The organism is Halomonas tibetensis (assembly GCF_042643535.1).
Taxonomy (GTDB): domain Bacteria; phylum Pseudomonadota; class Gammaproteobacteria; order Pseudomonadales; family Halomonadaceae; genus Halomonas; species Halomonas tibetensis.
The window spans coordinates 337,163-348,884 of the sequence record NZ_JBHRSQ010000007.1 but is presented as its reverse complement, the minus strand read 5'-3'; the positions used below and the strand labels follow the sequence as shown (position 1 = coordinate 348,884).

10 protein-coding genes, 1 tRNA gene and 1 pseudogene are annotated in these 11,722 nt (G+C 60.8%); 6 read left to right on the top strand and 6 right to left on the bottom strand.

Annotation, left to right across the window (positions count from 1 at the left end; all coding sequences use genetic code 11):
- Nucleotides 1-10: 10 nt before the first annotated feature.
- Nucleotides 11-751 (top strand): hypothetical protein, encoded by a 741-nt coding sequence (locus tag ACFODV_RS04500; RefSeq protein ID WP_379755257.1) that lies wholly within the window; start codon nt 11-13, stop codon nt 749-751.
- Between the two features lie 202 nt (nt 752-953).
- Entirely contained in the window at nt 954-1,340 is a 387-nt protein-coding gene (locus tag ACFODV_RS04495) for a DUF302 domain-containing protein (protein ID WP_379755254.1), read from the top strand.
- 78 nt (nt 1,341-1,418) lie between these two features.
- Here ACFODV_RS04495 and ACFODV_RS04490 read toward each other — a convergent pair whose 3' ends face one another.
- The 3 genes and pseudogenes from ACFODV_RS04490 to ACFODV_RS04480 all read right to left on the bottom strand — a co-directional run bounded on the left by ACFODV_RS04490 (nt 1,419) and on the right by ACFODV_RS04480 (nt 3,666).
- Nucleotides 1,419-1,877 (bottom strand): general glycosylation pathway protein, encoded by a 459-nt coding sequence (locus ACFODV_RS04490; protein WP_379755251.1) that lies wholly within the window; start codon nt 1,875-1,877, stop codon nt 1,419-1,421.
- Nucleotides 1,878-2,149: 272 nt separating this feature from the next.
- A tRNA-Ile gene (locus ACFODV_RS04485) sits at nt 2,150-2,226 on the bottom strand.
- 209 nt (nt 2,227-2,435) lie between these two features.
- Nucleotides 2,436-3,666, bottom strand: a pseudogene (locus ACFODV_RS04480) (ABC transporter ATP-binding protein).
- 178 nt (nt 3,667-3,844) lie between these two features.
- On the opposite strand from ACFODV_RS04480, the gene ACFODV_RS04475 reads away from it, so the two are divergent.
- From ACFODV_RS04475 to ACFODV_RS04460, 4 genes are all read left to right on the top strand, one after another.
- The gene (locus ACFODV_RS04475; RefSeq protein WP_379755248.1) at nt 3,845-4,720 is read left to right on the top strand and encodes an AEC family transporter; all 876 of its coding nucleotides are present in this window, start codon (nt 3,845-3,847) and stop codon (nt 4,718-4,720) included.
- A gap of 130 nt (nt 4,721-4,850) precedes the next feature.
- Entirely contained in the window at nt 4,851-6,014 is a 1,164-nt protein-coding gene (locus ACFODV_RS04470) for a PQQ-dependent sugar dehydrogenase (RefSeq protein WP_379755245.1), read from the top strand.
- Nucleotides 6,015-6,206: 192 nt separating this feature from the next.
- Nucleotides 6,207-6,632 carry a universal stress protein gene (locus tag ACFODV_RS04465; RefSeq protein WP_379755241.1) on the top strand — a complete coding sequence of 142 codons (426 nt, stop codon included), beginning with the start codon at nt 6,207-6,209 and terminating at the stop codon, nt 6,630-6,632.
- 91 nt (nt 6,633-6,723) lie between these two features.
- On the top strand, nt 6,724-8,391 hold the full coding sequence (locus ACFODV_RS04460; protein ID WP_379755238.1) for a BCCT family transporter: 1,668 nt from the start codon (nt 6,724-6,726) through the stop codon (nt 8,389-8,391).
- Between the two features lie 58 nt (nt 8,392-8,449).
- Here the strand turns inward: ACFODV_RS04460 and ACFODV_RS04455 are convergent, their stop codons facing one another.
- From ACFODV_RS04455 to ACFODV_RS04445, 3 genes are all read right to left on the bottom strand, one after another.
- A complete protein-coding gene (locus tag ACFODV_RS04455; protein ID WP_379755235.1) occupies nt 8,450-9,172 on the bottom strand; it encodes a 3'-5' exonuclease in 723 nt (240 codons plus the stop codon).
- A complete protein-coding gene (locus ACFODV_RS04450; protein ID WP_379755232.1) occupies nt 9,172-11,094 on the bottom strand; it encodes a DUF294 nucleotidyltransferase-like domain-containing protein in 1,923 nt (640 codons plus the stop codon). The genes ACFODV_RS04455 and ACFODV_RS04450 overlap by 1 nt, the downstream gene beginning before the upstream one ends.
- Nucleotides 11,095-11,281: 187 nt before the next feature.
- Nucleotides 11,282-11,665, bottom strand: coding sequence for a DUF4168 domain-containing protein (locus ACFODV_RS04445; protein ID WP_379755229.1), 384 nt, complete (start codon nt 11,663-11,665; stop codon nt 11,282-11,284).
- Nucleotides 11,666-11,722 lie beyond the last annotated feature (57 nt).

Below are 11,722 nucleotides of genomic sequence, written 5' to 3'. Positions count from 1 at the left end.
TGAGTCAAAAATGGCTACCCGTGCTGTGATGGCGCTGGTAGCCATTCTGCGTGACGTACGCACTATCAATATCGACGCAGGAGGCATGACCTTGAATCGCACGAAAACCCTAGGTCTGTGGTGGCTAGTCCTTGCCCTTTCGGTGCCACTGCTCGCACAAGCGAATATCCATGACGGGGCAGATTCGGCACAACGATCCACTTTCGAACATGCGTCAGAAGAGGTGAGATCCACCGTTAACTGGATCATCGACTCGGGAGATAATCTCGGCATGCCATTCATGATCGTCGATAAGCGCAAGGCCGTCGTGTTTATGTTCGACGCCCACGGCCAACTTCATGGAGAAGCATCCGCCCTTCTTGGCCTGGCGGTGGGTGATGATTCGGCCCCAGGGATCGGCGAGTTAGCATTAGGGAGCATTCCGCCAGATGACCGTACGACACCGGCAGGTCGCTTCGTAGCCTCGTTGGGGCGAAATCTCAAAGGCGGCGAGATTCTCTGGGTGGATTATGAAACCGCCATTTCCCTTCACCCGGTCGTTGCTGGCACCCCCAGGGAGCGTCGGCAGGAGCGGCTAGAGTCACTCCAGGTAGACGAAAAAAGGATTACGTATGGCTGCATCAATGTGCCAAAAACGTTCTATGAAACCGTGATAAGCCCCGCCTTCAGGCACTCGAATGGCGTCGTCTATGTCCTGCCAGAAACCCGCTCGAATCATGCTGTTTTTGCATCTTATTACGAGGTGAAGTGACCCGAACTTCGCGGCACATCACTACCGGGTCATTCGTTACACACGGTGACGAATCGCTTTGCCAATAAAGATTCTTCCGAGTGAAAACACGCATCTTACGCTACACTGATCATCGCAACACTGCCACATTTTAGCGCATTGCGCTTGAGAGCGATCAAACTCGGGAAATAATCCCAGAACTTCTGAATATTTGGAGAAGACTATGACATACACGATCAATCGAATTATCAAAGATACCGATTTTGAAGATGTTGATAAAAGGGCGCGCAAGGCGCTTAGCGATTACGGCTTCGGCGTGCTGACGGAAATTGACGTAAGGGCCACGATGAAGAAAAAGCTGAATAAGAACATGCCGGCATATCTCATCCTGGGCGCCTGCAACCCTGGCATGGCATGGGAAGCCATTGGTGTTGAAGCTCGGGTGGGGGCGATGCTGCCCTGCAATGTCATTCTTCGTGAGGTTCCGGAAGGCGTCGAGGTCAGCGCAGTGGACCCCGTGGTTTCCATGTCTGCCATTGATAATGATGAGCTCAAGCCGATTGCCGCAAAAGTCAGGGACATGCTTTCTGAAGTTGTTCAGGCGATCTGACCAGTAAACCGTTGAAAATACGATTCCAATTAACCCTGGGCTCAAGCTCTACAACAATGATAATTTTTAGTGCTATGGCTATTTTGCTTCGTCACGTGTCAATCTCTGATATACACCAAGGCCAACCACCATCAAAATAGCTGAAATCAACAAGAAAGTGGGATATATCAATTTTGTAATGTCTTTTGTGCCGGCGTCAAACAAGAACACCAAAGACTCCAAACTTACGGCAATGGCAATTATTACGAGAAACTTTGACAGTGCTTCTCTCTGTTTTGCGGGCGTCTTCTTGGCACTACTGCTGAAAACCTCCTCCTCCAATAAATATTTGGATACATCAAAGACAGCCATTCCAATCACGATCAAGCCGATGGCATTAAGAAGAGCTGCAATAAGTAATGTTCTTTCGTGTAAAGAGAGCCATATATCCCATAAAGCAACGCCCATCATGGTCAGGCTGATAAGCCCCAAGCTCAAACTGATAAGCCCGTAAACAAAACGGCCTACAAAATCAGAAATATTTTTTGCCTTATTCATTTTTCTCCGATCCGCCAATGTTTTTGGAATGTATTGCTGTTAAATTTCGGCTCCTTGATTCTCATTCATCCGGGACCCTATACCCAGTGAATGCTGAAGATATTGATGAGCGGATGGGAGAACGTCAGGTGGCACATCCTCAGGATTCGAGGGGGAATCCAGGAGAAAATATATAAAATGCAACAAAGTAAATCAACAAGTTACGACGCCCGATCAGCATCTCTTCAGAAAACGCAACAAGACATAAAAATGATGTAGCTATATGATTTCAATGGTGGGCCCAGTAGGACTTGAACCTACGACCAAGGGATTATGAGTCCCCTGCTCTAACCAACTGAGCTATAGGCCCTTTCGAAGGAAGGTACGCCAAAGCGCCGGCATATGATAGCGAATGGCGATGAGGGTGGCCATAGCTTGTGCGCTTCTCGCACTGCCTGTGGCACTGACTTTCGCTGCCAACGGCACTTCCTTGATGCCGTGCTGGTCAGGCGCTAATTCCAGACCCCGGAAGCATTTCATGCCGGTACCAGGGGATTATGAGTCCCCTATTCCACTGACTCAGCCAGGCGGCTCTCCTTTCGCCAACGCCCCGGTCTGTACCCGCCACTGGGCGGCGTAGCGGCCGTCGGCGGCAAGCAGCGTCTCGTGGGTGCCGCGTTCCACCACCCGGCCGACCTCGATCACCACGATCTCGTCGGCATGGACGATGGTGGAGAGGCGATGGGCGATCATGATCACGGTGCGGCCGTGGCCAATGCGCCGCAGGGAGCGCTGGATGGCGGCCTCGGTCTCGTTGTCCACGGCGCTGGTGGCTTCGTCCAGCACCAGGATCGGGGGGTCCTGGGGCAGCGCCTCGATGAAGGCCCAGGCCTCGGCGGTCTTCGCCGCCTCGATCACCTCGGCCTCGCTGGCCTCCGGCTGGCCATAGGCGACGTTGTCGCGCACGCTGCCTTCGAACAGATAGACGTCCTGGCTGACCAGGCCGATGGCGCCGCGCAGCGAAGCGAGGCTTACCGCGTCGATGGACTGGCCGTCGATGCAGACCCGCCCGGCGCTGGGGTCGTAAAAGCGCAGCAATAGTGGCGATGCCGGCCAGGTTGTTGGAGAGACGGCTGCCGAGATCGCCCACCTTCTCGCGGACGTCGGCATAGAGCGGGCCAGCCTTGCGCTGAAAGTAGAAAGCGCCCCAGATGATCAGCGGAATCGGCGTGAAGGCGAGCAGTGCGATCAGAGGCGAGATGACAAAGAACACCGCCCCCACCGCCACCACGGTGACGCCCACCTGGATCAGCGAGTTGGCGCCGCCATCGAGAAAGCGCTCGAGCTGGTTGACGTCGTCGTTCATGGTGGCAACCAGCTGCCCCGAGCTTCTCGATTCGAAGTAGGCCATGTCCAGGCGCTGGGCATGCTCGTACGTGTCCAGGCGCATATCGGCCTGAAGGCGCTGGGCCAGGTTGCGCCACAGGATCTTGTAGAGGTATTCGAAGATCGATTCGCCCGCCCAGATAAAGAAGGTGAGCACGGCGAGCATCAGGATCTGCGCCTGGGGCGTGTCGAAGCCCAGCCGCGCGACGAAGCTCTGCTCCTGGTTCACCACCACGTCGATGGCCACACCGATCAGGATCTCCGGGGCGATATCGAAGAGCTTGTTGACGATCGAGCAGCCGGTGGCGGCGATGATGCGCCGCCGGTAGCCGCGGGCGTAGCGCAGCAGGCGCACCAGCGCCTGGAAGCTGTTGGAGGAGCCGGTAGCGGGGGTGGCGGTCGCGGGTGGGGAGGAGATCGTCATGGGGTATCCTTGTGCTTAGCCAGCGAATCATAGCCGAGGGCGCCGGCCAATGCTGCCCCTCCTCCCTGATGGGGGATTGGCCCGGCGCAAGGCCAGAGCACGCCATTGCCCCTGGCGCTTGCCACCTCCCCCGCGGGTTGACGACAATGGCGCGCTTTGAATCGCCAAGGATCTCTCCATGATCGCCGAACTCTTCGCTGTGATGGCCCCGGTGCTGGCTGGCGCCGGCCTGGGCTTCGGCTGGGTGCGGCTGGGCCACCCCTACCCGGTGGAGTTCGTCACCCGGCTGGTCTTCAATATCGGCACCCCGGCGCTGATCATTGCCTCGCTAGCCAATGCCGAGATCGACGCCGGCAGTGTCGGGCGCACCATGCTGGCCGCCGCCGTGGTGATGACCGCCATGGCCGCCGCCACCCCGCTGATGGCACGCCTGCTGGGCCGCGACTGGCGGGTGGTGCTGGCCCCGATGATGTACCCCAATACCGGCAATATGGGCCTGCCGGTGGTGCTCTACGCCTTTGGTAGCGCCGGCTTCGCCTTCGGCATCACGGTGATGGTCACCGTCTCGCTGTTCCAGTTCACCGTGGGCGCGGTCATGGCGAGCCAGGGCAATGCCCTCAGGACCCTGGCGCGCACCCCGACCGTCTATGCCATCGTGATTTCCCTGGGGCTGCTTCTCACGGACACCGAGCTACCGCGCTGGCTCGGCAACAGCGTCGACCTGATCTCCGGTTTCACTGTGCCGCTGATGCTGATCACTCTGGGGGTGTCACTGGCCAGCATCCAGGTGCGCAGCCTCAAGTCCGGGGTCGGCTTCAGCCTGCTGCGCATCCCCGTGGCGGCGGGGCTGGCCTGGGGCATCGGTGCCCTGCTGGGGCTACCGCCCCTGGCCTTGAGCGTTCTGGTGCTGCAGATGAGCATGCCGGTTGCGGTGTTCAACTACCTGTTTGCCCAGAAGGCCGGCCGCGAGCCTGAATACGTGGCCAGCCTGGTGTTCTGCTCGACCCTGATGTCGCTGCTCTACCTGCCGCTGCTGCTGGCCTGGCTGATGTAGCCGGCCCGATCACCGAAGGGCGGTTGAGCGCCTAAACCTCGCCGGAGCCTCCTGTGAGTCGCTAGACTGTTGGAAAAGCCACCGCAATGGTCCAAGCGCACCACGCGATACCCACGAGGGGGAGATGGGAATGCCTGCCTACTTGAAGACACTGCCCGCCGCCTTGCTGCTGTGGGGGCTCGCCGTCAGCGGCCAGGCGCTGGCCGCCGAGACCCTGCCCGAAATAACCGTCGAGCGGATTGGCACTGAGCACCACGACCTGCGCCTGGAGCGAATCGCCGGTGGGCTCGAACATCCCTGGGCGCTGGCTCAGCTTCCCGACGGCAGTTTCTTGGTCAGCGAGCGCCCCGGCCGCCTGGCCCATGTCAGCGAGGCGGGCGACGTCACCCACCTGGACGGCGTGCCCCGGGTCAGCGCCAACGGCCAGGGTGGCCTGCTCGACGTAGCGCTGCACCCTGATTACGGCCAGGAGGGCGGCGAGGAGGACTGGCTCTACTTCACCTGGAGCAAGGCCGGCAGCGGCGGCACCGCCACCGCTCTCTCCCGCGCTCGCCTGGAAGGAGACGCCCTGGTGAGCGTCGAGGAACTCTTCGTTCAGGACCGTTTCTCCGCCCCCGGCCGCCACTATGGGTCGCGCCTGGCCTGGCTGCCCGACGGCACCCTGATGATGAGCATCGGCGACCGCGGCCGTCAGCCGCCCCGCGCCCAGGACCGCGGCGATCATGCCGGCAGCGTGCTGCGTCTTACCGACAGAGGCGGAGTGCCGAACGATAACCCCTTCGTTAACGACGATGGCGCCCTGAACGCGCTGTTCAGTAGCGGGAACCGCAATATCCAGGGCATGACCGTGACGGCGGACGGCCGCACCTGGGCCACCGAGCACGGCCCGCTGGGCGGCGACGAGCTCAATTTGATCGAAGGCGGCAAGAACTACGGCTGGCCCGAAGTGAGCCTAGGGGTGGATTACTCCACACGCCGGCCCATCGGCGCCGATTCACTGCCCGGCATGCGCGACGCCCAGTACATATTCGAGGGCCGTTTCGCCCCCTCCGGGCTGGCCGAGGTAGCAAGCGGGCAGTTTCCGCGATGGGAAGGCAACCTGCTGGCCGGCGGTCTGCGCAGCCAACGGCTCAAGCGCCTGGTGCTGGAAGGCGATGCCGTGGTCGATAGCGAGGTGATTCTCGACGGCGAGATCGGGCGCATCCGCGACGTGCGCCAAGGCCGCGACGGCGCCCTCTACCTGCTCAACGATGCCCCCCGCGGCAGCCTCTTCCGCATGGTGCCGGCGAACTGACAGCTCGGTGAATCATCCCCGCAGGTTCGGAATCAACGCTCTACGAAGGTATAGTCATGCCCCTGAGTCGAGCCGGGCGTTGAATCGCCGTTCCACAAGATGCCGACTAAGCTAAATAAGCCCTCTGGAAGGAGGCTTATTCGAGGGCTCTTGCAGCCGACAACGATTGCAGCCGACAAAGGAGATAACGTGATGTATCACAAGATCATGGTGCCGATCGACCTCGCCCACATCGAATTGATCGAGCCGACTCTTGAAACGGTAGCGGACCTGGCGCGGCATTACGACGCCGAGGTTTGTTACGTAGGCGTTACCTCCAGTGCACCGGGCAGCGTCGCCCGCACGCCGGAGGAGTTCACTCAGAAGCTGAAAGCTTTCGCTCAGAAACGCTCCGATGTGCATGGACAGCCGGTGAGCACCCACACCATCGTCAGCCCCGACCCCATCGCCGATCTCGATAACGATCTGATCAAGGTGATCAAGGAAGTGGGCGCCGATCTGGTGGTGATGCCCACCCATCCGCCCAAGAACCTGGACGTTATCATGCCGTCCCATGGCGGCAAGGTGGCCACCCACACCGATGTCTCGGTATTCCTGGTTCGTCCCAGGAACCACTGAACCTGCGCCACGTAATACCCCGCGCCACGTAATACTTTGCGCAATGAAATAACCTCAGCGCGACTCTACGCAACGCAAGGGAGACAGCTAGATGGCAAAACCACCCAATCAAGATAAACCCAAAGAGCCGAACAACGGCTCCGAGGGCATCCCCGCCCCGGAGGGGGCGGCGAACCTCATAGACACGGACTACGTGATCGGGCAGGACAACATTACCGCCTCGCCGCTGGGGGTAAATGTTGACCTGCACGGCAAGGTCTTCATCTTTTCCTCGATCGTGATTCTGCTGTTCGTGATCCTGACGCTGGCCTTGCAGGATCAGATGGAGCCGATCTTCAACAGCATGTTCAGCTTCCTGACCACCAACCTGGGCTGGTTTTTCTTGCTCGGCGCCAACGTCTTCGCGCTCCTGGCGCTGGTCCTGATCTTCACGCCCCTGGGCAAGGTGCGCATCGGCGGCGCCGATGCCACGCCGGACTTCGGCTACCTGGGCTGGTTCTCGATGCTGTTCGCCGCCGGCATGGGCATCGGGCTGATGTTCTACGGTGTGGCGGAGCCCCTGGGCCACTTCGGTACCGCCATGGGCGGTATCAGCGTGGGCGAAGATGGCATACGCACTGACTGGGCCCCGCTGGGTGCAGCCGCAGGGGATCAGGCCGGTGCCATCGACCTGGGCATGGCGGCGACTATCTTCCACTGGGGCTTCCACCCCTGGGGGGCCTACGCCATTGTGGGCCTGTCGCTGGCGATCTTCTCCTTCAACAAGGGCCTGCCGCTGACCATGCGCTCGATTTTCTACCCGATTCTGGGTGAGCGCATCTGGGGTTGGCCAGGACATGTCATCGACATCCTGGCGGTATTTGCCACCCTGTTTGGCTTGACGACGTCGCTGGGCATCGGCGCCACCCAGGCAGCCGGGGGCCTTGAGTATCTGTTCGGCATTCCTTCCGGCGACACCACCCTGGTGCTGCTGATTCTGGGCATTACCCTAGTGGCCCTGGGCTCGATCATGCTCGGCGTCGATAAGGGCGTGCAGCGCCTCTCCCAGTTGAACATGGTGCTCGCCGCCCTGCTGCTGGGCTTCGTTATCATCGTGGGTCCGACACTGATGATCGCGACGGGTATCTTCGATAACCTGGTCGGCTACGTGACTCATCTGCCGGCACTCTCCATGCCGTTCGGGCGCGAAGATGCCAACTTCAGCCAAGGCTGGACGGCCTTCTACTGGGCCTGGTGGATTGCCTGGTCGCCCTTCGTCGGCATGTTCATTGCTCGCGTCAGCCGTGGCCGTACCGTGCGTGAGTTCCTGATCTCGGTGTTGCTGATCCCGACCCTGGCATCGGTGGTGTGGATGACCGCTTTCGGCACGACCGCCATCGATCAGGTGGTCAATTCCGGCATCACCGAGGTGCAGGATGCCGCCTTGGAGCTGCAGCTCTTCACCATGCTGGAGTACCTGCCGCTGAGTGGTATTACCTCATTCATCGGCATCATTCTGGTGATCGTGTTCTTCATCACTTCGTCGGACTCCGGCTCACTGGTGATCGACTCCATCACCGCCGGCGGCAAAGTAGATGCCCCCAAGCCCCAGCGTATCTTCTGGGCGCTGATCGAGGGTGCGCTCGCCATCGCCCTGCTGCTCGGTGGCGGTCTCGCCGCCCTGCAGACGGCCGCCCTCACCACCGGGTTGCCCTTCACCCTGGTGCTGCTGGTCGGCTGCTACGCCATCGTCAAGGGGTTGATGAGCGAACCGCGCTGATGCTAGCCGGTATCGCAGCATGAACGCAGGAGGGCGGCCAATGGCCGCCCTCCTGCGTTCAGCTCCACAGCTCGCTGACCGGGGTCTCGGGGGAATAGCGGTTTGCCACCTGAGCTTGCAGCAGTTCGGCGGTTGCCAAGGCGTCTACCAGCGCGTGATGCCCCTGATAGGCAGGCAGACCATAGCGCTCTCGGCTGTTGTGCAAGCGGATCGATACCGGCGGGCGGCCCAGCCAGCGGCGAAAACGCGACCACAGCGATTGGCGATGCAGCCGCGCCTCCAACGACATGGTGTCGATCATCGGAAAGCGCACCCCCTCCCCCAGCCGAGCCTGGATACCACTATCCAGAAAGGGTCGCTCGATGTGGCGATAGTGCACCACCGTGACCTTCCCCTTCAGCAGCCCGAGCAACTCGGGCAGAATCTCGGCAAGATCGGGGGCGTTTTCCACTTCGGCATGGGTGATACGGTGAAGGGTCACCGATTTCTCGGTGAGCACCCTGGCTGGTTTGAGCACCCAGTAGCGCCTCTCCCGCAGCGGAATGCGCGCCAGGCTGAAGGGCACCACCCCGACGCTGACAATGGCGTGGCGACGCGGATCCAGCCCGGTGGTCTCGATATCCAGCGCCGCCATCGGCACTTCGCCAATAGGAGTGGCCGGATCGGGGCAGCCCGCTGAAAAATAGTCGTTGAGCAGCGGATGTTCGGCCCTGGCAGCGCGGTCGGCCAAGTAGTCAGGCCAGCCAGGGGCCTGTTGCCGCGCTTTGCCTGGCAGCCACATCACTGAGACCCTTGCGGGCGGCGCACCGCATTGGAAGGGACCGGATAGCGGAATTTGAGAAATTTCTGGGCGTTGCTGAGCACCTGGAAGGCGTCCTTGAGGGTGTGGCGCTCCGTGTCGCTGACGTTCTCCGGCTCGATGTTGTTGTCCGGGGTTCGATCGTGCTGAATGTCGATCATTTGGTGGTGGATACGCGCCATGGAAAGAAACTCCAGGGCATAGCGCAGCTTCCCGCTGACCCCCTGCGCCAGCAGTTGGGTGCGGTCGATGTCGTCCAGGCGAGCGAAGCTGTTCTGGGCCCGGGAGCCACAGGCCAGCGCATGAACCCGGATCAGATCGGTGAGCGGCGCGGTACCGCGGCGCTTTAGGTTGATGGAGTTGTTCTGCTTGCCGTCCTTTTCCATTACAAAGGTCCGGAAGAACCCCAGCGGCGGCGTACGATTGACGGCGTTGCGGGCCATGGCAGCGAGGAAAAGCGCACTTTTCGGGGCCTGCTCGGCCACCAGATCCTGGAGCTGCTCGACGTAGACGTTCTCGCCGTAGACGGCGTCGAGGTCGAAGAAGATCGAACTGTGCAGCAGTCGCTCCGGGGTCGGATCGCGGATCCAGTCATGAAAGTAGCGCTTCCACACGGAGAGCGGCTGCCGCCAGCGCGAGTTGGTGGCCATGATGTCACCGGTGCAGTAGGTGTAGCCGCAGGCGTGAAGGCCGTCACTGACGATCTTCGCCATCTCGAGGAAGTAGGCGTCATGAGCCTTGGGGTCGAAGGCATCGTCGAGTACCAGGGCGTTGTCCTGGTCGGTCACCAGGCTCTGCTCGTTGCGCGCCATAGAGCCCATGGCCATGAAGCAATAGGGAACGGGTGGCGGGCCCAGCGCCTCTTCCGCCAGTTCCAGCAGGCGGCGAGTGAAGCTGCGGCCAATGGTGGAAAGGGCGCTGCCTATCATCCGGGAGTCGGCGCCATCCTCCACCATGCGAACGAAGGCCGAACGCACATCCGGGGCCAGCTTGGCCAGCCCTTCGGCCGAGGACTGATTGAAGATATTGCTGACGAGATAAAGGCTGGAATGTGTCTCGTGGCGAATGATATCGGAGAGGTGCACAATGCCCACCGGATGTCGGCGGTGCATCACCGGCAGGTGGTGAATGTTATTGCGCAGCATGGTGAGCATCGCCTCGTGCACCGATTCGTCAGACTGTATCGCCACCAGCCGATCACCCACTATGTCACCCACCGGGGTATCGGGCGCGCGCCCCTCTGCCACCAGGCGGCGAAAGTCGCTGTCGGTGAGGATGCCTCGCACCTGCCAGGCGCGCTCTTCGCTGTCGCGGAAGGTGTAGCGAGGGTTGTCGCCGGGGGCATCCAGCACCAGCACCGCAGAAGCGCCGGAATCACCCACCTGCCGAGCGGCCTCCTGCACCGTGGTGCTCGCCTCCACCATCACCGGGTAGCGGGTCAGCAACTTGCGCACCCGGGTGATCATCATGTCGTTCTGCTTCTTATGGTGTTCGACCGCGGATTCGAGGCGCGGCCGCTGCAGTTCCACGAAGTCGGCGAAGTGCTCATCCTCTGTGCAGAGTCGCTGGAAGAGCACATCCGGAAGGAAGTAGATCAGGGTGTCTTCCAGCGCCTGGGCCGGGAAACGCACCCGATGATTACCCAGCAGGCTGAATTGGCCGAAGATATCGCCTTCTCCCAGGCGATTGTAGAGGTCGCCATTGCGTCGATGGACCTCCACCGCGCCGCTGCGGATATAAGCGAGTTCATGGATCTCCTGGTCAAGCGTCAAGATCTCGCTGCCGGCACGGTAGTAGGCGACCTCCACCTCGCCGGCGATCTCGTCAAGCAGGTCGTCGGAAAGGGCATCGAAGGGCGGAAAGCGCCCCATATGCTGGCGGATTTCCAGTAGTTCCACTTCCATCGGTCACGCTCCCTTCCGGCAGGCTATCTGCTGCCAAGTCTGAGAGCTCGGCAGGGCGCTGTAAAGCAGCGACGCGCGATGATTCGGCCACCATGAGCGCAGCAAGGGGCACCCACAGAAAAACGGCCACCCCGCGGGTGGCCGTTCACGCTGCCGACGAAAGTCGGCGTTGGTTCAACGACGTTTTTTACGACTGAACCATATCCTGAACGCGCTGCATCAGTTCGGGATCCTGCTGGATGGCCTGGCCGATGGCGTTGAAGGTATCAACGTCGAGGCCGCTGTCTTCGACGACCTGAACCATCATATCGTTGGCTTCAGTACGAACTTCCTGCTGAGTCGCCTCATCCTCTGCGGCGTGAAGACGCTCGGAATACTCCTGAGAAAGCACGGCAATTTCCTGAGAGGCATCAGCAAACTGCTGGAGCTGGACGTCGGAAAAGTCCATCGCCGGAGCGGCGGCCTGGGGCTGCTCGGAAGCAGCTGCAGAATCTTGCTGTGCATGGGCCTGGGTGGCAGCGAGGCCGAGGGCGAGCAGTGCGGCCGAGAAAAGTGCGGTCATCCGTTGCATGAATACCTCTATAATTGCGTTGTGAATGTGCCCCCCTGTGACCGCCCGCCGTCGCGA